The following is a 21085-nucleotide window of genomic DNA, read 5'->3' on the forward strand; positions in this document are numbered from 1 at the left end:
CCCCCGCGTGCGCCCGGGGGAGCTCCGCGCGCCCCCTTGTCGGCCCCCTCCCCCGGTGTCACTCTGAGAATCCCCCCTTTGTGAACTTGTGAAAAAGTTCTCGAAGTCTCCGCATGTGAAGTCTCCGAACCGGAGGTGGTTCCCTCCATGCTCGTCCGTGACGCCATGACCACCGTGATCCTCACCATCGGACCGGCCCACACGCTGCGCCAGGCCGCCCGGCTGATGTCGGCGCGCCGCGTCGGCGCGGCCGTCGTCCAGGACGGCGACGCCGGCGGATTCGGCATCCTCACCGAACGCGACGTCCTCAACGCCATCGGCACCGACCGGAACCCCGACCTCGAGACCTGCGACGCCCACACCACCCGGGACGTGGTCTTCGCCGCGCCGACCTGGACCCTGGAGGAGGCCGCGGAGGCGATGACCCGCGGCGGCTTCCGCCATCTCGTGGTGCTCGACGACCACGGGCCGGTCGGCATCGTCTCCGTCCGCGACATCATCCGCTGCTGGCTCCCGGTGCACAGCGCCGCCTGAGCACACCCTCGGCCCCGCTCCCTCGGCTTGGACTTTGTCCAATCCGAGGGAGTATCCAAACTCACACCCGTTCGGGACTCGGTTGCGGCGGCTGTTACGCTGACCCCCATGAGTGACCTGTTGGAACGACTGCGCGGCCGCGGCTGGCGGATGACCGCGCAGCGCCGTGTCGTGGCCGAGGTGCTCGACGGGGACCATGTGCACCTGACCGCGGACGAGGTCCACGCCCGGGCCATCGAGCGCCTGCCCGAGATCTCCCGTGCCACCGTCTACAACACGCTCGGCGAGATGGTCACGCTCGGCGAGGTGATCGAGGTGGCCACGGACGGGCGCGCCAAGCGCTACGACCCGAACGCCCACCGGCCGCACCAGCACCTGGTCTGCGCCCGCTGCGGCGCGATCCGTGACGTGCACCCGGCCGGCGACCCGCTGGCCGACCTGCCCGCCACCGAGCGCTTCGGCTTCACCATCTCGGACGTCGAGGTCACCTACCGGGGCATCTGCCCGAGCTGCGCGGCGACCGCCTAGTCATTTCGGCGACACATGAAAGCCCCGCCTTCGGGCGGGGCTTTTCCGTCTCCGATGACACCGGCGGCACATACGACGAAGGCCCGGATCCTGAGGATCCGGGCCTTCGTGCTACTGAGTAGCGGGGACAGGATTTGAACCTGCGACCTCTGGGTTATGAGCCCAGCGAGCTACCGAGCTGCTCCACCCCGCGTCGGTGAACCCAACCTTACGGTACGGCCCTCACCAGCGCAAATCCATTACGCGGTGAGCTCCTGGTGCAGCGCCTCGCTGAGCCGGGCCGCCCGCTCCGCCACCTCGGCCGGGCCGAGTTCGACCGCGCGGTCGCACCAGCGGCGCCCCTCGGTGAGCTCGCCGCGCCGGGCCGCGAGCAGCGCGAGCCGCAGGGCGGCCCGGCCGTGCCCGGCGTGCGCGGCGCGGGTCCACCACAGGGCGGCCTCCCGCTCGGCGCCCTCGCGGGCGAGCAGCAGACCGAGGTTGAAGGCGCCGTTGCGGGAGCCGGCCTCGGCCGCCTCCCGGTACCAGCGGGCCGCCTCCTCGATGTCGCCGCGGGCGGCGGCGAGCATGCCGACCCGGACCTGGGCGCGGCGGTGCCCCTGCTGGGCGGCCCGCTCGTACCACTCCTCGCACTCGCTCCGCTCCTCGCGCGGCGCGCCGAGGACCGGCGGCCCGGGGGCCGGGCGGCGCGCGTCGAGGACGGTGGCGAGCCGGTAGGCGGCCTCGGCGCTGCCGCCGCCGGCCGCGCAGCGCAGATGCCGCTCGGCGGCCTGCTCGTCGCCGTCGCGCAGATGCGCGATGCCGACCTGGAGCGCGGCCTCGGTGTGTCCGGCGGCCGCGGCCCGCTCGTACCAGGTGAGCGCGGTGCGGTCGTCGTCCCGGCCGGCGTGGAGGATGCCCAGGTTGAAGGCGGCGTCGACGCTGCCGGCCTCGGCGGCCTTGGAGAACCACGGCTCGGCGCCCCCCGCGTCACCGGCCTGGAGCAGCAGCACGGCCAGCGCGTTGGCGGCCTCGCGGTGTCCGGCGTAGGCGGCCCTGCGGTACCACTGCTCGGCCTGCTGGGTGCGCTCCTGGGCGGCGCAGAGCAGCCCGAGGTTGTAGGCGCCGTTCACGTCGCCCGCGTCCATCGCGGCGCGGTACCAGCGCTCGGCGGTCTGCTGCTCGCCCCGGGCGGCGTGCAGCGCGCCGAGCGCGTTGGCGGCGTTGCCGTCGCCGTCCTGGGCGGCGCGCAGCCACCACACGGCGGCGCTCTCCTCGTCGCCGGCGTCGCGCAGCAGGAAGCCGAGCGCGCGGGCGGCCTTGGCCTCGCCGTCCTTGGCGGAGGTCAGATACCAGCGGCCGGCCTCCTTGAGGTCGCCGCGCCTCTCCAGGATGGCGCCGAGGTGCAGGGCGGCCCGCCGGTGCCCGCGGGCCGCCGCCTGCCGGAACCACTGCTCGGCCTCGGCGAGCCCGTCCTCGGCCGCGGGCCGGGCCTCACCGAGGGGCGCCGGGCGCGTGGCGGCGCGCAGGCCGGTGCCCGTGCTCGGACCCGTGCCCGTGCCCGTACCCGTACCCGTGCCCGTGCCTGTGTCGTACGCGTGGGGGCCGCGGGCGGCCGGGCCGGTGGCGCGGCGCTCCAGGGCGAGGGCGAGCCGGTAGGCGGCCTCGCGGTGGCCCTGCTCGGCGGCGGCGCGCAGCCAGCGCTCGGCGCCGACGTCGCTGCGGTGCTCCAGGAGGTCGGCGAGGGCGTACGCGCCGAGGGCGTGGCCCTGTTCGGCGGCCTGGCGGAGCCAGTACTCGGCGGCGGGCTCGTCGCCGCGCTCGCGGTGGTGGCGGCCGAGGGCGTGGGCGGCCGGGGCGGAGCCGGCGACGGCTGCGACCCGCCACCAGCCGGCGGCCTCGTCCGGGTAGCCGCGCTGGTGCAGCAGGACGCCCAGGTTGTTGGCTGCGGCGCGGTCGCCCTGGCCGGTGGCGCCGCGCAGATAGGGCTCGGCGCCGTCCAGGTCGCCGCGGCGCAGCAGGAGCGCGCCGAGCACGCTCATGGACGCGGGGTCGCCCTTCTCGGCGGCGAGGCGGTGGCGGGCCTCGGTCTCGGCCTCGTTCTCCTGGTCGGCGGTGGTGTCGACGGCGGCATCGACGGCCCCCGCGGCCTCGATGATCTCGTCTGCGGCGTTTCCGGCATGCCGCTGCACAAACCGCCCTGTCTCCAACAGAGTTGCCCTGTCCCCCATAAATACCATCGTCGCACCACCCGCAACCCGCGTACACCTGGTATATCGCAGCCAGTGAGGTCACTTCAGCGTTTTGTCGACATGCCCACAGAGAGACAAGTCAAACACGACTCACGCCAACTCGCCCCATCCATACCGCCCTTCGTGCCCGAGGTCGCTCCGGACACACGTCGAGGGCCCGAATCCTTATGGATTCGGGCCCTCTTCGTGTCAGTAGCGGGGACAGGATTTGAACCTGCGACCTCTGGGTTATGAGCCCAGCGAGCTACCGAGCTGCTCCACCCCGCGTCGGTAGGAAAACCGTATCACGACGCGGGGTGAGGTCTTGACCGATTATCCGCCGGACTGGCCCGACTGACCGGGCTGGCCCGACTGACCGGGCTGGCCCGACTGGCCCGACTGACCGGGCTGGCCGCTCTGGAGCTTCGCTCCCGCGTCGGCCGCGCGCTGGAGGGCGTCCTGCAGGGCGTCCTGCGCCTTGCCGTACGCCGCCCAGTCGCCCTTCTGGAGCGCCGCCTCGCCGTCGTCGTACGCCTTCTGCGCGTCCGCGATGGCCTGCTTGAGGGCGGCGTCGTTGGTCGTCGGCGCCGTCGGGGGCTTGGTGCCGGGCGGCTGGGTGGCCGGCGGCTGGGTGCCCTCGACCCCGAAGACCTCGTTCAGGGCGGCCGTCAGGTTGTCCGCGAACACCGTGGTGTCCTTGGTGGTGTCGCCCTTCGGCTGGTCCGCGTCCACGTAGGACACCGCCACCTTCTTGAGGAGCGGGTACTGCGCGTTGCGGCCCTGCGCGTACACCGGCTCCACGTAGAGGAAGCCGCCGTCGAGCGGGACGGTGAGCAGGTTGCCGTAGATGATGTCGGAGTCGGCGCCCTTCATGTCACGGACGAAGGTCGCCACCGACGGGAGGCTGTTGAGCTTGTTCTGCACCTGTTGGGGTCCGGGCACGTCCTCCCCGACCCGCAGCAGCCTTATCCGCCCGTAGTCCTTGCCGGCGGCGTCGGCGTCGACCGCCATGAACCCGCCCAGATTGGGCCGCCCGTTGGGCGTGAAGGTCGTCGTCAACGAGAACTTCTGCGAGGTGTCCCCGGGCATCTTGATGCTCAGGTAGTACGGCGGGACCGCGTTGCCGTCCTTGTTGGTCGGGTCGTCCGGCACCTGCCAGGCGTCCGAGCCGCTGTAGAACTGCGCCGGGTCCTGCACGTGGTAGCGGGTGAGCAGCTCGCGCTGGACCTTGAACATGTCCTGCGGGTAGCGCAGGTGGGCGAGCAGGTCGGGCTTGATCGCGGAGCGCTCCTTGACCGTGCCCGGGAAGGCCTTCATCCAGGTCTTCAGGACCGGGTCCTGGGTGTCCCACTGGTAGAGGGTCACCGTGCCGTCGTAGGCGTCGACGGTGGCCTTCACCGAGTTGCGGATGTAGTTGACCTGGTTCTGCTGGGCGACCACCGCGCGCTGCTGGTTGCCGACCGTCAGGGCGTCCGCGGTGGTCTCGCCCAGGGTGGTGCGCGAGGCGTACGGGTAGCCGTTGGTGGTGGTGTAGGCGTCGACGATCCACTGGATCCGGCCGTCGACGACCGCCGGGTAGGCGTCGCCGTCGATGGTCAGCCACGGCGCGACGGCCTCGACCCGCTCCTTGGGGGTGCGGTTGTAGAGGATCCGCGAACCGTCGCCGATGGCTCCCGAGTAGAGGATCTGCGGCTCGCTGAACGCGACCGCGTACGCCGCCCGGTTGAAGGCGCTGGAGAGGCTGACCCCGCTGTCGCCCCGGTAGCTGGTGGTCTTCTCGCCGTTCTCCTCGTAGTCGAGCTCCTTCTGGGGCCCGCCCACGATCGAGTACTGGTCGGTCTTCTCGCCGTAGTAGATGCGCTGCTCGTACTTCGGGAGCATGCCGGTGGTCGGCAGGCCCTGCTCGGTGAAGACCGGGGAGCCGTTGGCGTCCGTCTGGGTTCCGGCCGCCATGATGGCGCCGTAGCCGTGGGTGTAGGTGAAGTGGTCGTTGATCCAGTTCCGCTTCGGGATGCCCTTGATGTTGAGCTCGCGCAGACCGACCACGGTGTCCTTGCCGGCGTAGCGGTCCACGTCCAGGGTGAGCGGGAACTGGTAGTACTTCCGCTTCTGCTCCAGCTGCTGGAAGGTCGGCGACACGACGTTCGGGTCGACCAGGCGGTAACTGGCCGCCGTGTCCGAGTCGGCACGCAGCTGGTCCTTCGCCTTCACCGTCGACTTGCCGGAGTACTCCTCCGCCTTGGTGGAGTCGATCGCGTAGGCCTTGCGGGTCGCGGCGATGTTCTTCTCGATGTACGGCGCTTCCTTGGCCTGCTCGTTCGGCTGGACCTGGAACTTCTGCACGATGGCCGGGTACAGGCCGCCGATCAGGATCGCCGAGAGCACCATCAGGCCGAAGCCGATCACCGGCAGCTGCCAGGTGCGCCGCCACAGCGTCGCGAAGAACAGCACCGCGCAGATCACGGCGATGCAGAAGAGGATGGTCTTCGCCGGCAGGTACGCGTTGGCGTCCACGTAGCGCAGACCGGTCCAGTTGCCGGTGGCCTTGAAGTCGCTGGACTTCACCGCCAGGCCGTACCGGTCGAGCCAGTACGCCACGGCCTTCAGCGACACGAACACGCCGAGCAGCACCGACAGGTGTCCGGTCGCGGCCGCGGTGGCCCGCGCGCCCGGGCTGGTGATCCGCAGCCCGCCGTACAGATAGTGGGTGAGGGCGGCGGCGATCAGCGAGAGCACGGTGGCCGCGAAGCCGAAGGCGAGCAGGAAGCGGTACCACGGCAGGTCGAACGCGTAGAACGACACGTCGAGCTGGAACTGCGGGTCCTTCTCGCCGAAGGAGACCCCGTTCACCCACATCAGCCAGGTGCGCCACTGCCCGGAGGCGGAGGCGCCGGCGATCAGGCCGACCAGGGCGGTGACCGCGAGCAGCACCCACTTCCTGAAGGGCGCCAGACCCATCCGGTACCGGTCGAGGCTCTGCTGCTCCAGCGACATCGCGCTCAGCGGCGGCCGCAGCCGGTACGCCAGCCAGATGTTCAGGCCGACGGCCAGCGCCATCAGCAGGCCGAACACCAGGAACAGGCCGACCTTGGTCCACAGGGTGGTGGTGAACACGGACGAGTAGTGGACCGAGCGGAACCAGAGCCAGTCCGTCCAGAACCCGGCGAACATCACGAACGCCATGGCGAGGACCGCCAGGACGCCCAGCGTCATCAGCAGCGTACGGGCGCGCCGGGACGGCCGGCCGACTCTGATCCTCGGCCCGGAAGGACCTGTGCCGCCGCCGCGGTCCGGCATCTGGAAAGCCAACGTGCGCCCCTCGAGGTCTGATGCTTCGAATGCTTCGAATGCGTCGGTAAGCAGGCTCCGCGATCGTAGAGCCCACTGATGCAACTTACTGAGGCTTTACCTAGTTCCCGTCTTCGGGAGAAGACCAGGCAGGATATTGCTCATGTCCAACCACTCCCCCTCCGGGCCTCCGATGGCCGCGAGCCCCCTCACCCGCGCCGTGCTCGAGATCGACGAGTACGCCTCGGGTCTCGGCTGGGACCGGCCGGCCCGCCTGTTCGCCCTCGTCGACACCGCGCGGCTGCGCGCCCAGGCGCCCTCGCTCGCCTCCCAGCTGGGCGCCGGCGCCGACCAGACCACCACCTACACGCCGATCGAGCAGGAGGAGCTGCCGAAGGGCAAGCCGCTCGACGAGTTCCTCGGCACCATCGCCTGGCCCGAGGGCGTGGCCGGCTGCGCGCTCACGGTGGAGCGGCTGATGCTGCCGCCGTCGGCCGAGGCCGCCGTGCCGAAGGGCCTGAACGAGGCCGGGCTCGCCAAGTGGGTGGCCGCGCACCCGGACCGCCAGGAGGTCCGGATGACGGTCGCCGTGCTGCGGGACGGGGCCCGCGAGGCCGCGATCCGGCTGCGCGAGAAGGACTCGCCGAACGAGGTGCTGACCGGCCCCGACCTGGTGCCGGGGCTCGCGGACGCGCTGGCCGCGACGTTCGAGTCCTGAGGCCTCCGCGGTACTGCCGTACGCGGAAGGGGGCGCCCCGCGGTGCGGGGCGCCCCCTTCCGTATCAGCTCTCGGCTCCGTTTCAGCTCTTGGCGCAGTTGGGCAGCGAGCCCGTGTCGCCCTTGCGGAGCTTCTCCAGCGACTTCGTCGCGTCGTCGATGCTGTCGACCTTGATCAGGGTGAGGCCGGCGGGGGTGTCGGAGGCCGCGGCGGCGCAGTTGTCGGCGGGGGTCAGGAAGTACTGCGCGCCCGCCCGGCGCGCGCCGACCAGCTTCATCTCGATGCCGCCGATCGGGCCGACCTTGCCCTTGTCGTCGATGGTGCCGGTGCCGGCGATGAACTTGCCGTCGGTGAGCGGCCCCGGGGTGAGCTTGTCGACGATCCCAAGCGCGAACATGAGTCCGGCGCTGGGGCCGCCGACGTCGGCCAGCTTGATGTCGATGGTGAACGGGAAGACGTGGTCGGTGCCGGCCTGGATGCCGACGATCGCCCGGTCGCCCTCCTCCGAGGTGGCCGTCCTGATGACCACCCGCTCGGTGGTGGTGGCCTCCTTGTGGGCCTTCTCCGCGGCGGCGGCCTCCTTGGCCGGGACGATGGTGAAGACCACGTCCTGGCCGGGCTTGCGCTTGGTGACCTGCTTGGCCACGTCGCCGGGCTCCTTGACGGGCGTGCCGTCCACGGCGCGGATCACGTCGCCGGCGTGCAGCTTGCCCTCGGCAGGGGTGCCCTTGACGACGGTGGCCACGACGACCCGGGTGGTGACCGGGATGTTCAGCTCCTTGAGGGCGGCGACCTTGGCGCTCTCCTGGGACTGGCTGAACTCCTCGGCGTTCTCCTGGCTCGACTCCTCCTCGGTCTTGCCGTCCGGGTAGAGGGTGTCGTGCGGGACGATCACGCTGTCGTGGGCCAGCCAGCCGTACACGGCCTCGACCGCGTTCATCCGGTAGTCCGCGCCGGTGACCCGGACGGTCGTCATGTTGAGGTGGCCGGTGGTCGGGTAGGTCTGGTGTCCGGAGATCTGCAGAACCGGTTCTCCGCGGGCTTCACCGAGGGTGTTCACGGTCGGGCCGGGGCTCATCTCCGCGTACGGGACCGGAATGAGGACGCCGACGCAGAGCAGCGTGATCAGGACCAGGGTGGAGGCGAGCATCGTCGCGGTGCGGCGTGGCATGGAACGACAGTACGGGACCGCTCTGTGAGTGCGCCCCTGGGGCGACCCGGACGTGATCAACCGGTGGTCGTCACCGGGGCTGCCTCGCGCTCGGGCACCAGCGAAGCGGAAGCGGTGGCGGGAGCGATGGTGGAGGCGGCGGTGGAAACGGCGGCCGCGGAGTCGGCGGGCACGGTGTGGACGCGCTCCATGGCATCCCTGAAGCGTGCGTAGCCCGCGAGCTCGGCGACGTCGCCTGTCGTCTTGTTCCTCGAAGCCCAGCTTCCCCATATCGCCGCGCCGACGACGGCGAAAAGCGGAATCAACAACCAAGCCAGCGCTGCCATCCCGACCTCCCATCCCCAATGGTCCGCAGTGAGTTGATCAGCAGTCGATCAGCAGATTATTCATCCGCGGAATCAACGCTCACGCGCGGGGGCCGGTTACGCAAATCGGGGCGTTCGGCTACGGGTCGTCGGCGTGGCGGGTTGCCAGGCGTCGTGCATACGGAACCCGGTGCGGCCGCGCCTCTCAGCAGGCGCCGACCCACTCCTCGGTGCCGTCCGAGAACGTCTGGTGCTTCCAGATGGGGACCTCGTGCTTGAGGTCGTCGATCAGCATCCGGCAGGCCTCGAAGGCCTCGCCGCGGTGGGGACAGGAGACCGCGACGACGACCGCGATGTCACCCACACGGAGGTCGCCCACCCGGTGGACGGCGGCCAGGGCGCGGACCGGGTGGTTCGCCACGACCTTCTCGGCGACCCGGCGCAGCTCCGCCTCGGCGGTGGGGTGGCAGGAGTAGCCGAGCGCGTCCACGTCGGCGCCGCCGTCGTGGTTGCGCACCGTGCCCACGAACAGGGTCGTGCCGCCCGCCGCGTCGTCGCCGACCGCGCGGAAGACCTCGTCGAGCGAGAGCGGGGCGTCACGGACGGCGAGGAGCTTGATCGGGTCGTCCGCGACCCGCTCACCGGGGTGGTCACTGGCGTGGGCGTGCGTGTCTGCCATGGCTCCATCGTGCCGTACGCCACCGACAGCGCGGAATAGCGTTTTCCACCGGCGGCCCGGACCCTCCGTAGGAGGGTCCTACAGACCGCGCCGCTTCCGCATCTGCCGCACCAGGGCCGCCGTGCCGAGCAGCGCCACCGTCGCACCGGCCGCGCCCGCCGCCGTCGCGTCCTTGCGGCCGAGCCGGCGCCCGGCGACCGTGTGCCGGCCCTGCACCTCCTCCAGGAGGGCGGCGAGCACCTCCTCGTTGGTCCACTGCGGCCGCCAGCCCGCGTCGTGCAGGCGTCCGACGCTGACCACCCACGGGTGCATGGTGTAGGCGAGGTCACCGGCCGGGGACGGGGTGAGGCCGATCCGGTGCAGCCGGGCCGCCGCGCCCAGGGCGACCGCCGAGGGCAGCTCCATGCGCCGGATGCCGGACAGCTGCTCGACCTCCTCCTGCTCCAGCCAGCCGTCGCAGCCGACCGCGAACTCGCCGTCGACCTTCTCCAGGGCCGCGTACTCCAGCGCGCTGACCAGGTCGTCGACATGGCAGAACTGCCAGGTGGGGCGGGATCCGGCGACGACGAGGAGGCGGGGCGACTCGAAGTAGCGGGTCAGCGCCGTGTCCGTACCGCCGACCAGGACCGCCGGGCGGACCACCGTCACGTTGAGCCCGGGGTGGGCGCGCGGGGCGCGCCGGGCGAGCCGCTCGATCTCCAGGAGGTCGCCGACGCCCGTGGCCTCGGCGGTGGCGCGCAGCTCGGCGTCCTCGGAGAGCGGGATGTCGTTGTCGGGCAGAGCGCCGTAGACCATCGCCGAGGTGCACAGCACGACCCGGTGCACGCCGGCCGCCGCGGCGGCGGTCAGCACGGTCTGGGTGCCACGCACGTTGTACGCGGTGCGCGCGGCCGGGTCGGTCTCCAGGTCGAGGTCGACCGCGAGGTGCACGACGACGTCCGCGCCGCGCAGCTTCTCGGCGATGGCCGGGTCGCGCACGTCGAGGATGTGCCACTGCGCCTCGGACACCTCGCCCCGGCGCTCGTCGATCGCGATGACCTGCTTGACCTCCTCGGACGCGGCGAGGCGCCGGGTCAGCAGGTCACCGACGCCGGCCGCGGCACCGGTGACCGCGACGACGGGGCCGCGCGCGGCGGACCGGGTTGAGTGGTTTCGCGCTGCGCGAACCTGAGGATCAGGGGAACTCACCGGGCGTCTCCAGCGGTTGTCTTCAGTACGTACCCGAATGACGCGTACGTACCAGGTGGCGTCCATCCTGCCCCAGGCCACGGCCCGGCGGAGCACTGAGCCCGGATCCGGTGCGGATGTCGGGGCGCGGGCTCGCCGGTCGGCCCGGTCTGACCGGCGAGCCAGCGCCTACGCTGGTGGTGAGAGCCCGCCGTCGGCTGGAAGCCGGCGGCCCGACGAGCCGAGGAAACCTGTGAGCGACACCCCATTCGGATTCGGCCTTCCGCCGGAGGAGCCGGACAACGGCGACGAGGGCAAGAAGAAGGACCCCGCCGGAGGTGGCCAGGGGTCCGGTGGCCAGGGCGGGGGCAACCCGTTCGGCTTCGGCGGGCTGCCCGGCATGGGCGGCCCGGGCGGCGCGGACAATCCGTTCGCGGCCATGTTCGGCAACCTGAACCCCCAGGACCTGGGCGCGGCCTTCCAGCAGCTCGGCCAGATGCTCAGTTACGAGGGCGGGCCGGTCAACTGGGACATGGCGAAGCAGATCGCCCGCCAGGTCGTGGCGCAGGGCACCCCTGACGGCACGAAGGACGCGAGCGTCGGCCCCGCCGAGAAGGCGGCGGTCGAGGAGGCGGTGCGGCTGGCCGACCTGTGGCTCGACCAGGCGACCTCGCTGCCCTCGGGCGCGAGCACGGCCGTGGCGTGGAGCCGTGCCGAGTGGGTCGAGGCGACCCTGCCGGCCTGGAAGCAGCTCGTGGACCCGGTCGCCGAGCGGGTCGGCGCGGCGATGGGCGACGTCCTGCCGCAGGAGATGCAGGCCATGGCGGGCCCGCTGATCGGCATGATGCGCTCCATGGGCGGCGCCATGTTCGGGCAGCAGATCGGGCAGGCCGTGGGCGTGCTCGCGGGCGAGGTCGTCGGTTCGACCGATGTCGGTCTGCCGCTCGGCCCGGCCGGCAAGGCGGCGCTGCTGCCGCTGAACGTCGAGGCCTTCGGCAAGGACCTGGGCGTCCCCTCGGACGAGGTCCGGCTCTACCTGGCCCTGCGCGAGGCCGCCCACCAGCGTCTCTTCGCGCACGTGCCGTGGCTGCGCTCTCATCTGTTCGGCGCGGTCGAGGGCTATGCCCGCGGCATCAAGGTCGACACCTCCAAGCTGGAGGAGGCGGTGGGCCAGCTGGACCCGACGCATCCCGAGCAGCTGCAGGAGGCGCTCCAGCAGGGCATGTTCCAGCCCGAGGACACCCCCGAGCAGAAGGCCGCGCTCGCCCGTCTGGAGACGGCGCTCGCGCTGGTCGAGGGCTGGGTGGACGCGGTGGTGCACGAGGCCGCGAAGACCCGGCTGACCTCGGCGGACGCGCTGCGCGAGACGCTGCGCCGGCGCCGGGCGACCGGTGGCCCCGCGGAGCAGACCTTCGCCACCCTGATCGGCCTTGAGCTGCGGCCGCGCCGGCTGCGGGACGCCTCGCGGCTGTGGGCCTCGCTCACCGACGCGCGCGGTGTGGACGGCCGGGACGGCCTGTGGGCGCACCCGGACATGCTGCCGACGGCGACCGACCTGGACGACCCGGACGGCTTCGTCCACCGCGAGCAGCTGGACTTCTCCGAGCTCGACAAGATGCTGGGCGAGGCGGCCCAGGGCCGCTCCGAGGACGCGGGCAAGGACGACGAGGGCAAGGACGAGACCGAGAAGTGAGCCTGTACGACGACGCGGTCCTGGTGCTCAAGGAGTACGCGGACCAGCCGGAGCTTCGTGACGTCTATCTGGATCACCTCGCGGCGCAGGGCGAGGACGGCATGTACAAGCCGTGCTCGGCCGGGCATGTGACGGCGAGCGCGCTGGTGATCGACCCCGAGCGGGGCCGGGTACTCCTCACCCTGCACAAGAAGCTGAACATGTGGCTGCAGATGGGCGGGCACTGCGAGCAGGAGGACGCGACGGTCGAGGCGGCGGCGCTGCGTGAGGCGACGGAGGAGTCCGGCATCACGGGTCTGACGCTGCTGCCGGGCGGACCCGTGCGGCTCGACCGGCATCCGATTCCGGCTCCGTGCAACTGGCATCTGGACGTGCAGTACGCGGCGCTGACCCCGGCCGGTGCCGTGGAGGAGATCAGCGACGAGTCGCTGGACCTGCGCTGGTTCTCGTACGACGAGGTGGCCGAGGTGGCGGACACCTCGGTGGTGCGGCTGATGGAGAACACGCTGAAGCGCCTCTGAGCGGCGCAACGGTAAGGGGCGGTCGCCATGGCGACCGCCCCTTACGCGTGCCCGTTGGGGCCCTGCCTCAGTTCCAGGCGTTGTTCTGGTTCTGGGCGTGCGCGCCGTGCTGGCCGACGCCGTACTGGGCGGCGATGCCCTGTCCGATGCCGGCGTTCTGCGGCGGCATGACCTCGCTCGGCTGCACCAGGGCGAAGCCCTGGCCGAGGAAGCTGAGCTCCCAGCCCTCGCCGGTGTTGCCGCGGCGCTGACGGACGCCGGAGCTGTGCGTCTGGGCCTGCATCTGCACCCGGAGCCCGGTGGACCAGGCGACGATCGCGTCGGCGTCGGCGCTCACGTACTTGTCGGGCGTCACCTGCATCATCAGCGGCTGGCCGGAGGTCATCAGGGCGACCTTGCCGCGGCCGGTGATGTTCAGCTGGTACTTGCCGGTGCCGGAGACCCCGTACTGGCTGTCCACCGCGATGACCTCGGTGTGCAGGGTCGAGTCGAGCGCGAGGACGTAGGCACTGTCGACGGTCAGACCCTCGTGGTCCACGTCCACGACGTGGATGTACTGCGCGAGGTTGGCGAAGTAGACCGTGCCCTGCCCGGAGCAGCGCATCAGGTCGAGGCCCTCACCGGTGCGGGCGCGGGCCCGGCGCTGGCTGGACGTCTGGTACTCGCCGTCGAAGTCGACCAGGCCCTGGTAGGCCACCATCGCGCCCTTGCGGGCCAGGATGTCGTCCTGGCCCGTCAGGGAGACCCGCAGCATCTGCGGGTTCTGCACGACGTAGCGCTCCTGGCTCTGCTGCTCGGCGTGGTTGAAAAGCGGGCTCTGCATGTGTCTCTCGCTCCCCCTCAGCCCCGGATCCGGAGCCGGTCGCTGCTGTCCTCGCTCGGCTGTACGACGACGATGCCCTGGCCCGAGAAGGCCATCTGGAACGCCTCGCCACTGCCACGGCCGATCAGGGAGGACGCCTTGAAGCTGCGCTTGCCCTTCACCTTGAGCGCGGGCGACCAGGCGACCAGGGCGTCCGGGTCGACGTACGTCTCGTCCTCGCCGCGGCCGCAGTCGACGACGACCGGCGTGCCGCGCGAGGTGATGGCGACCCAGCCGGTGCCCGCGAGCTCGACGTTGAACAGGCCCTGTCCGGCGAACTTGGCGAGGCCCTTGACCCGCTCCACGCCCCACGTCAGGTGCGCGTCGAAGGCGAGCAGGTTGCTGCCGTTCACGGAGAGGGAGTCGTTGTTGAGGTTGATGACGACCACGTCCGCGCCGTAGTCGGCGAGGTAGAGCAGTCCGTCACCCGTGCACTTCATGATCGGCGCGCCTTCGCCGGTGATCCACTGCTGGGCGACCTGCCGGACGGCCGGCGGGTTGGGCTCGTAGCTGATGAAGCCCTCGTAGGCGACCATCGAGCCGGTGCGCGCGTACAGGTCCTGGCCGGTGGCCATGGCGACCTTGAGCATGGAGCGGCCGTGGTTCTCCATCCGGGCCGCGATCGGGGTCGGGGCGTAGCCCGCGAGTTGCTGGTTCATGGTTCCGGGCTCCCTTTAGACCTCGTAGGGCTGGACGACGATGAAGTTGCCGGGGGCGCCCCGGAACTGGAGGTTCACGGTCTCCCCGCTGTGGCCGGGGTAGGCGTTGCGGCGCAGCCGGACCTGGCTGGACAGGATGACCTGGGACGCGGCCGACCAGGCGACGACGGCGTTGCAGTCGGCGAAGGTGGTCGGGGTGACGGGCAGCACCACGGGCGTGCCGTGGGTCTTCACGACGACCGTGCCGGTGCCCTGGAACTGCATGGTGAACAGCGCGCCGCCGGGGATGCCGTGGCCCTCGATGCGCCGCACCTCGTACTGCAGCGACTCGTCGAAGGCGAGCACGTTCTCCGCGGAGACGCAGATGCCGTCGCCCTGGAGCTCGATCGGGTGCAGGTGCGCGCCGTTCTCGGCGAGGAAGACCTGGCCGCGTCCGGTGCAGCGCATCAGCTGCATCTCCTGGCCGGTGGCGTTGCCGACGATGCGGCCGGCGAAACCGGCGCCCTTGTAGGAGAAGTCGACCTTGCCCTGGTACATGACCATGGAGCCCTGGCGGGCGAGGACGGGGACGCCGCCCATGGCGAGGTCGACCCGCATGAGCTGCTGGTTCTGCGGGGTCCAGCGGACGCCGGTCGCGGTCTCCTTGAACGGCGCGAGCGCGGCGGCGAGCCCGGCGCCGGCGGCCGGCGCGCCCTGGGGCATTCCCTGCTGCGGGACCTGCCCCGGGACCTGGCCGAACTGCGGGGGCTGCCCGTACGGAGCGGGCTGTCCGTACGGGGCCGGGGGCTGCTGTCCGTACGGGGCGGGCGCGCCGTGCGGCGGCGTCTGGCCGGGGACCTGGCCGAACTGCGGGGGCTGCCCGTACGGGGCGGGCGCCGGAGCGGGCGGCGGGGTGGGCGCCTGGGGCGTCATGGGGCCGACCATCGTCGGCGCGGAGTGCACCGGCGCGGGCGCGGGCGGCGGCGTGGGAGCGGCCGGGGCACCGAACGACGGAGCGGGCGCGGGGGCCGGGGCCGGAGCGGGGGCCGGGGCCGGGGCCGGGGCGGCGGGGGCGCCGAACGCGGGCGGCGCGGCGGCCTGGGCCGGGGGCGCGAAGCCGGGGGCGGCGCCCTGCGGCGCCTGCGGCGCGGCGGGCTCCTCCTCGGCGACCTCGCCGCCGAAGTTCTTCAGGAGCGCTTCCAGACCGCCGTCGAAGCCCTGTCCGACGGCGGCGAACCGCCACACGTCCTTCAGATAGAAGTCGCCGAGCATGACGGCGCGCTCGGTGGAGAACTCCGCGCCGGTGAAGGCGTAGCGGGCCACCTCCTCGCCGCCCGCGACGATCCGGATCCAGCCGGGCCCGACCTGCGACATCTGCCCGGCGCCGTCGATGGTCGCGGTGAACGACAGCTTCTGGATGTGCGCCGGGATCCGGTCCAGGGTCACCCGGAAGGATTCCGTGTCACCGGACTGCGCGCCGAGCAGCTGGATGGACTCCTCGGGCGACTTGGGCTGGTTGAAGAAGACGAAGTAGCGGTCGTCCGACAGCCGTTCGTCGGCGTCCAGACCGAAGCAGCTGATGTCGAAGCTCAGGCCTGGCGCCGCGATCTGCACGCCCACGTACAGATCGGTGCCCGCCGTGAGATCGCTGATCTTGGCCTTGTGGCCGCGTTGGAATTCCCTGGCCATGAGTGACGACCGTCCCCCATCCGATTACGACGATTGCGTCGCGCCAGGCTAACGGGTGGCCCGGACATCGCGGCAGGGCCGTGCCCGTTCGGTACAGAACCGGAGCACACGGCTACGGAGCGGAACAGACGCTACAGAGCGGAACGGAGGCTACGGAGCGGAGCGCGCGCCTCGCGGTCAGTCCTCGCGGGCGGTGTCCGGCAGGTGCGGCCCCCGCGTGGCGGCGGCAACGCCCTCCAGATAGCCGCGGGCCCGTTCGGTGCGCGGGTAGGCGTCCAGGAGGCGCCAGAAGCGCGGGCCGTGGCCGGGCACGAGCAGATGGGCCAGCTCGTGGCAGAGCACGTAGTCGACGACGTACTCGGGCATGCCCTGGAGCCGGTGGGAGAGCCGGATGCTGCCCTCGGACGGGGTGCAGGAGCCCCACCGGGTGTTCTGGTTGGTGACCCAGCGCACCGACGTGGGGCGGGCCCGGCCGCCGAAGTACTGCTCGGACAGCTGTGCGGCGCGCTCGGTCAGCGCGCCGTCGCCGAGAACCCGCTTGCTCTCCTGCGCGGCCAGTTTGTCCAGCATGACGGTGACCCAGCGCTTCTCCTCCGCCTCCGACATGCGGGCGGGGATGAGCACGATGGTCCGGTCGCCCTCGCGGTAGGCGGAGACCGTTCTGCTCCGGCGGGAGCTTCTGCGCACCTCGACCGCGCTCGTCCCCGAGCCGCGGGGCGGTCTGCTTGTCACGCTGCGCTGTGGGTCGGCCGGCACGGCCCCGACGTTACCCGTATGCGGCGGCGGAAGTCCCGCACCGTCGCATTCGAATGATTAATGCCTCGGCCCTGTGGACAACTTTCCGCACCGGTCGCCCGGACCGGGCAATCTGACCGTGGAAGCGATGAACCGTGAAAGCGGTGACGGGGACGACGGGGGTTGACCGATGCATCCGATGGTGAAGCCGGCGTTGCGGCGCGCCTGGCGCGACATGCAGTCCGTGCAGTTCGGGGTGACTCCCGCGCACGCGGTGGTCCTGGGGCCGGTGGACCTCACGACCGGCAGTCTGCTCGGGCTGCTCGACGGGACACGGGGCCTGGAGCTGCTGCGGGCCGAGGCGGCGGCGCTCGGGCTGCCGGAGGGGCGGCTCGACGCGCTGCTCGACCGGCTGGCCGCCGCCGGGCTGATCGCCGACGCGGCGGTGCGGCCGCCCGGCGGGCCGTCGGCCGCGCCGGAGCTCGATCCGGTGCGGGCCGACCTGGCCTCGCTGTCGGTGGTCCACCGCGCGCCGGACGGGGCGGCGCGTGCTCTGGCGGCGCGGCGGGCGGCGCGGGTGCAGGTGCGCGGCGCGGGGCGGGTGGGCGCGGCGGTGGCGGCGCTGCTCTCTGCCGCCGGGGTCGGCCGGGTCGAGGTGCTCGACCGGGGCACGGTCCCGCCGTGGGAGGTCGCGCCGGGCGGACTGCCGGCCGAGGCGGTCGGCGAGCGCAGGACGGTGGCGGCGCGACGCCTTGTGGGCAGGTCGGCGCCGGGCGGGCGGCCGCCGCGGGGCGCGCCCGGCGGGCCGGACGACGGAGGCGGGGAGCCGGGGCTCGCGCTCGTGGTGGTGGCGCCCCGGGACGGGCTCGGCGCGTATGTGCCGGACCCGCTGCCGGCGGAGGCCTGGCTCGCCACCGGGACTCCGCATCTGTACGCGGGGGTGCTCGAAGCGACCGGTGTGGTGGGCCCGTTGGTGCTGCCGGGCGGCACGGCGTGCGCGGGCTGCATGCAGCGGGAGCGGACCGACCGGGAGCCGGTGTGGCCGCGGCTGCCGGCGCAGTGGCGCTCGGGTCCGCCGCACGCGCTGCCGGCCTGCGACGTGACGCTCGCGGCGGCGGTCGCGGGGCTTGCGGCGGCGCATGCCCTGGCCTTCCTGGACGGGGACCTGCCGGCGAGCACCGGGGCGCGCTGGGAGGTGTCGCTGCCGCTGCTCGAGTGGCGCTCGGCGCCGGTCCGGGCACACCCCGCGTGTCCGTGCGGGGCGCGCCGCGACGCCGAGGGGGAGCATGCGACCGCGCCCCGAGCGACGCACGACACAATGGCGGGGCACGGTTCCCGCGCGGCACGGCAGTCTGGGACTTGGAGGGCGCATGTCTGATCTTCCCCGGAAGGCGGTCACCCGGACCGCCAAGTTGGCCGCGTTGCCTCTGGGCTTCGCCGGCCGGGCCACCTGGGGCCTGGGCAAGCGGATCGGCGGGAAGTCCGCGGAGCTCGTGGCGCGGGAGCTCCAGCAGCGCACGGCCGATCAGTTGTTCAAGGTCCTGGGCGAGTTGAAGGGTGGCGCCATGAAGCTCGGGCAGGCGCTGTCCGTCTTCGAGTCGGCGCTGCCGGAGGAGATCGCCGGGCCCTACCGGGCGGCGCTCACCAAGTTGCAGGACGCGGCGCCGCCGATGCCGACCCGGACCGTGCACACGGTGCTCGAGGAGCGGCTCGGCGAGGGCTGGCGGGAGCTGTTCGAGGAGTTCGAGGACAAGCCGGCGGCCGCCGCGTCGATCGGGCAGGTGCACCGGGCGGTGTGGCACGACGGCCGCGAGGTCGCGGTGAAGGTGCAGTACCCGGGTGCCGGGGAGGCGCTGCTCTCGGACCTCACCCAGCTGAGCCGGTTCGCCCGGCTGCTCGGCCCGCTGATCCCCGGTCTGGACATCAAGCCGCTGATCACGGAGCTGCGGGACCGGGTCTCGGAGGAGCTGGACTACGGTCTGGAGGCCGAGGCCCAGCGGGCGCACGCGGCGGAGTTCGCCGACGACCCGGACGTGGTGGTGCCCGCGGTGGTGCACCAGTCGGAGCAGGTGCTGATCACCGAGTGGATGGACGGTGTGCCGCTGTCGGAGGTGATCGCGGACGGCACGGCGGAGCAGCGCGACCGGGCCGGTCAGCTGCTCGCCCGGTTCCTGTTCTCCGGCCCGGCGCGCACCGGGCTGCTGCACGCGGATCCGCACCCGGGGAACTTCCGGCTGCTGCCCGGCCCGGCGGGCGGCAGCGGCGAGGAGGGCGAAGGGGACGGGGACGCCGGGTCCTGGCGGCTCGGGGTGCTCGACTTCGGCACCGTGGACCGGCTGCCGGGCGGACTGCCGGAGACCATCGGCACCTGTCTGCGGATGACCCTCGTGGGCGAGGCGGAGCGGGTCTACGAGCTGTTGCGCGCGGAGGGCTTCGTGAAGGAGTCCGTGGATCTGGATCCGGACGCGGTCCTGGAGTACCTGCTGCCGATCATCGAGCCGGCCGAGGTGGACGCGTTCGGGTTCACCCGCGGCTGGATGCGCGCGCAGGCCGCCCGGATCGCCGATCCCCGCTCCCCCGCCCACCAGTTGGGCAAGCAGCTGAATCTGCCGCCCTCGTATCTGCTGATACACCGTGTGACCTTGAGCACGATCGGGGTGCTGTGCCAGCTGGGCGCGACGGTGCGGCTGCGGGACGAACTCGCGGAGTGGCTGCCGGGCTTCGTCGCCACGGACGCGTAGGGGTCACCGTCGGGCCGTCATGCCCTCACCACCAGGAGGAGTCGAGGCGGCCCTCGATGGCCCTGATGTTGGCGCGGGCGCAGTCCTCGCAGAAGTACTGGCGGGTGCCGTTCTCCACCGAGCAGGTCCAGGTGACGGGCAGCTCCGGGGCGGTCTTGCCGCAGCGGGCGCAGACGACGGGGGGCTCGTTCGCAGGGGCGTCGTTCACCTTGGTGACGATAACCCGAGGAGGGCCCGCCGACCGGGCAACGCACCGCGGGGGCCGGTCCGTTCGGACCGGCCCCCGCGGGGTCAGGGTCTGCTCTGCCTGGCTCTCCAGGTCGTCAGTGCATGACGGCCATGGCGAGCGCGCGGCGGGCGCGCAGCGAGACGCGCTCGGCGCGCCGCTGCATCCGCCGGGCGGCGACCAGGCGCGCGGCCTGGCGTTCCGCCTCGGCTTCACGCCGCCTGTCGTGCATATGGGCACGGGCCAGGGCTTCTGGGATGAGTTGCATCTCACGGGTCCTGTTCTGGCGCGAGCGGTTCGCGCCGCTGATCGAAACGTCTGAAGTCGCGGAGCCGGAGGGCTCGTGGGCGGACGAGGTCATCGGGGCCTGCTTCTGGGGATCGTGCGTGAGGGGGCGGTCGATGGTTCCGGAGACGTTCATGCCGCGACCGGGTTCTTGCGCGGACGGCCACGGGGCCGCTTGCGGGCGACGACCACACCCTGGACGAAGAGCTCGCCACCCCAGACGCCCCAGGGCTCGCGACGCTCCTGGGCACCCGCCAGGCAGGCCGCCACGAGCGGGCAGGTCTTGCAGAGGGACTTGGCGTACTCGACGTCGGCCGGGGACTCGGCGAAGAAGACCTCGGGGTCGTAGGAGCGGCAGGGGACGGGCACGCCGAGGTTCTCGATGGCGTCGTCGAGCGCGGTGAGCGTGGAGAGCGGGGTCAAGGCGAAGTCCTTCGTGAGGCCGGGCGGGGGGATCGTTTCGGAAGGCGGTACGGACGGGGCGTGCGCTTCGAGTTGCACGGGTTTGACTTCCTCGTCTGGTCGTTCCGGCCTGGTGGGCCGGGGATTCGGCTGGTACCGGTCACTGCTGGTCCCGAGGCCCCCTCGCTCCGTCAGCCCCGTTCGGGGACAAACAGAAGGGCCGCGGATCCCTGGTGGGGTTCCGCGGCCCTGAAGGCGCCGGCCTGATCGTCGATCAGGCTGGATCACTCCAGGGTTCGAGCCCACGGAAGGCCCACATCGTGTGGTGGTGCTGCGTCGTCGTCCGCTGAATGCCGGCACCGGTTGCCACGAAGCCATAGGCAGCGGCCTCGGCCTTGCCCACCACTCCTGCTTCCAGTGCCTTGGTCGGTCGCTCCGCGCCCTCAAGTCGATCCATCAGCAGGCTGCTGGGCGAGCCGAGGGACAGACCGGCTCCGGACAGACCGGTGCCAAAGGCGGCGGGGGACGCGAAGGCGGTGAGGCCGAGCGGGCAGGCGGAGGCGACGACCGAGAGATCGGTCATTTTGGCGGTGCTGGTCTTGATGTTCTTGATGCTGATCACTGGAATCGCCTCCTCTCGGCGTCTCGGAGGGCTCGGGGTGAGCCGGACCCTCATGTTCATTTGGACAAGTACAG

General features: G+C 72.1%; 21 protein-coding genes and 2 tRNA genes. 7 read left to right on the plus strand and 16 right to left on the minus strand.

Annotation, left to right across the window (positions count from 1 at the left end; genetic code table 11):
- Positions 1-147 precede the first annotated feature (147 nt).
- Positions 148-534 (plus strand): CBS domain-containing protein, encoded by a 387-nt coding sequence (locus AB0M18_RS05060; protein ID WP_365755401.1) that lies wholly within the window; start codon positions 148-150, stop codon positions 532-534.
- Positions 535-642: 108 nt separating this feature from the next.
- Positions 643-1062, plus strand: coding sequence for a Fur family transcriptional regulator (locus tag AB0M18_RS05065; RefSeq protein ID WP_365755402.1), 420 nt, complete (start codon positions 643-645; stop codon positions 1060-1062).
- 119 nt (positions 1063-1181) lie between these two features.
- Here the strand turns inward: AB0M18_RS05065 and AB0M18_RS05070 are convergent.
- The 4 genes from AB0M18_RS05070 to AB0M18_RS05085 form a co-directional block, all read right to left on the minus strand.
- A tRNA-Met gene (locus AB0M18_RS05070) sits at positions 1182-1255 on the minus strand.
- Positions 1256-1301: 46 nt separating this feature from the next.
- Positions 1302-3278, minus strand: coding sequence for a tetratricopeptide repeat protein (locus tag AB0M18_RS05075; RefSeq protein WP_365755403.1), 1977 nt, complete (start codon positions 3276-3278; stop codon positions 1302-1304).
- A gap of 205 nt (positions 3279-3483) precedes the next feature.
- A tRNA-Met gene (locus tag AB0M18_RS05080) sits at positions 3484-3557 on the minus strand.
- Between the two features lie 45 nt (positions 3558-3602).
- Positions 3603-6566 (minus strand): UPF0182 family protein, encoded by a 2964-nt coding sequence (locus AB0M18_RS05085; protein WP_365755497.1) that lies wholly within the window; start codon positions 6564-6566, stop codon positions 3603-3605.
- Between the two features lie 154 nt (positions 6567-6720).
- Between AB0M18_RS05085 and AB0M18_RS05090 the strand changes: the two genes are divergently transcribed.
- Positions 6721-7275 (plus strand): PPA1309 family protein, encoded by a 555-nt coding sequence (locus AB0M18_RS05090; RefSeq protein ID WP_365755404.1) that lies wholly within the window; start codon positions 6721-6723, stop codon positions 7273-7275.
- An 82-nt stretch (positions 7276-7357) separates the two neighbouring features.
- Here the strand turns inward: AB0M18_RS05090 and AB0M18_RS05095 are convergent, their stop codons facing one another.
- The 4 genes from AB0M18_RS05095 to AB0M18_RS05110 all read right to left on the minus strand — a co-directional run bounded on the left by AB0M18_RS05095 (position 7358) and on the right by AB0M18_RS05110 (position 10618).
- On the minus strand, positions 7358-8446 hold the full coding sequence (locus tag AB0M18_RS05095; RefSeq protein ID WP_365755405.1) for a PDZ domain-containing protein: 1089 nt from the start codon (positions 8444-8446) through the stop codon (positions 7358-7360).
- A 56-nt stretch (positions 8447-8502) separates the two neighbouring features.
- Positions 8503-8772 carry a hypothetical protein gene (locus AB0M18_RS05100; RefSeq protein ID WP_365755501.1) on the minus strand — a complete coding sequence of 90 codons (270 nt, stop codon included), beginning with the start codon at positions 8770-8772 and terminating at the stop codon, positions 8503-8505.
- 184 nt (positions 8773-8956) lie between these two features.
- The gene (locus AB0M18_RS05105) at positions 8957-9430 is read right to left on the minus strand and encodes a molybdenum cofactor biosynthesis protein MoaE (RefSeq protein WP_365755406.1); all 474 of its coding nucleotides are present in this window, start codon (positions 9428-9430) and stop codon (positions 8957-8959) included.
- A gap of 78 nt (positions 9431-9508) precedes the next feature.
- The gene (locus tag AB0M18_RS05110) at positions 9509-10618 is read right to left on the minus strand and encodes an SDR family oxidoreductase (protein WP_365755407.1); all 1110 of its coding nucleotides are present in this window, start codon (positions 10616-10618) and stop codon (positions 9509-9511) included.
- Between the two features lie 232 nt (positions 10619-10850).
- Here AB0M18_RS05110 and AB0M18_RS05115 point away from each other — a divergent pair, with 232 nt between their 5' ends.
- Both AB0M18_RS05115 and AB0M18_RS05120 read left to right on the plus strand, forming a co-directional pair.
- A complete protein-coding gene (locus AB0M18_RS05115) occupies positions 10851-12290 on the plus strand; it encodes a zinc-dependent metalloprotease (protein WP_365755408.1) in 1440 nt (479 codons plus the stop codon).
- Positions 12287-12811 (plus strand): NUDIX hydrolase, encoded by a 525-nt coding sequence (locus AB0M18_RS05120; protein ID WP_365755409.1) that lies wholly within the window; start codon positions 12287-12289, stop codon positions 12809-12811. The genes AB0M18_RS05115 and AB0M18_RS05120 overlap by 4 nt, the downstream gene beginning before the upstream one ends.
- Positions 12812-12878: 67 nt before the next feature.
- On the opposite strand, the gene AB0M18_RS05125 is transcribed toward AB0M18_RS05120, so the two are convergent.
- From AB0M18_RS05125 to AB0M18_RS05140, 4 genes are all read right to left on the minus strand, one after another.
- Positions 12879-13634 (minus strand): AIM24 family protein, encoded by a 756-nt coding sequence (locus AB0M18_RS05125; protein ID WP_365755410.1) that lies wholly within the window; start codon positions 13632-13634, stop codon positions 12879-12881.
- Positions 13635-13651: 17 nt separating this feature from the next.
- Positions 13652-14332, minus strand: coding sequence for an AIM24 family protein (locus tag AB0M18_RS05130; protein ID WP_365755411.1), 681 nt, complete (start codon positions 14330-14332; stop codon positions 13652-13654).
- 15 nt (positions 14333-14347) lie between these two features.
- Positions 14348-16000 (minus strand): TerD family protein, encoded by a 1653-nt coding sequence (locus AB0M18_RS05135; RefSeq protein ID WP_365755412.1) that lies wholly within the window; start codon positions 15998-16000, stop codon positions 14348-14350.
- A gap of 177 nt (positions 16001-16177) precedes the next feature.
- Complete coding sequence (locus tag AB0M18_RS05140) at positions 16178-16756, minus strand: M48 family metallopeptidase (RefSeq protein WP_365755413.1); 579 nt, start codon at positions 16754-16756, stop codon at positions 16178-16180.
- A 169-nt stretch (positions 16757-16925) separates the two neighbouring features.
- Here AB0M18_RS05140 and AB0M18_RS05145 point away from each other — a divergent pair, with 169 nt between their 5' ends.
- Together AB0M18_RS05145 and AB0M18_RS05150 are read left to right on the plus strand one after the other, a co-directional pair.
- Complete coding sequence (locus AB0M18_RS05145; RefSeq protein WP_365755414.1) at positions 16926-18113, plus strand: TOMM precursor leader peptide-binding protein; 1188 nt, start codon at positions 16926-16928, stop codon at positions 18111-18113.
- On the plus strand, positions 18106-19476 hold the full coding sequence (locus tag AB0M18_RS05150; RefSeq protein ID WP_365755415.1) for an AarF/ABC1/UbiB kinase family protein: 1371 nt from the start codon (positions 18106-18108) through the stop codon (positions 19474-19476). Before AB0M18_RS05145 ends, AB0M18_RS05150 begins: the two co-directional genes overlap by 8 nt.
- Before the next feature lie 25 nt (positions 19477-19501).
- Here the strand turns inward: AB0M18_RS05150 and AB0M18_RS05155 are convergent, their stop codons facing one another.
- From AB0M18_RS05155 to AB0M18_RS05170, 4 genes are all read right to left on the minus strand, one after another.
- Positions 19502-19684 carry a hypothetical protein gene (locus AB0M18_RS05155; protein WP_365755416.1) on the minus strand — a complete coding sequence of 61 codons (183 nt, stop codon included), beginning with the start codon at positions 19682-19684 and terminating at the stop codon, positions 19502-19504.
- A gap of 115 nt (positions 19685-19799) precedes the next feature.
- Entirely contained in the window at positions 19800-20123 is a 324-nt protein-coding gene (locus AB0M18_RS05160) for a hypothetical protein (protein WP_365755417.1), read from the minus strand.
- Positions 20120-20488 carry a WhiB family transcriptional regulator gene (locus AB0M18_RS05165; protein WP_365755418.1) on the minus strand — a complete coding sequence of 123 codons (369 nt, stop codon included), beginning with the start codon at positions 20486-20488 and terminating at the stop codon, positions 20120-20122. Before AB0M18_RS05165 ends, AB0M18_RS05160 begins: the two co-directional genes overlap by 4 nt.
- A 175-nt stretch (positions 20489-20663) precedes the next feature.
- Positions 20664-21011 (minus strand): hypothetical protein, encoded by a 348-nt coding sequence (locus AB0M18_RS05170; RefSeq protein ID WP_365755419.1) that lies wholly within the window; start codon positions 21009-21011, stop codon positions 20664-20666.
- Positions 21012-21085 lie beyond the last annotated feature (74 nt).

Origin of the sequence: Streptomyces sp. NPDC051909, assembly GCF_040681095.1 — a bacterium.
Taxonomy (GTDB): domain Bacteria; phylum Actinomycetota; class Actinomycetes; order Streptomycetales; family Streptomycetaceae; genus Streptomyces.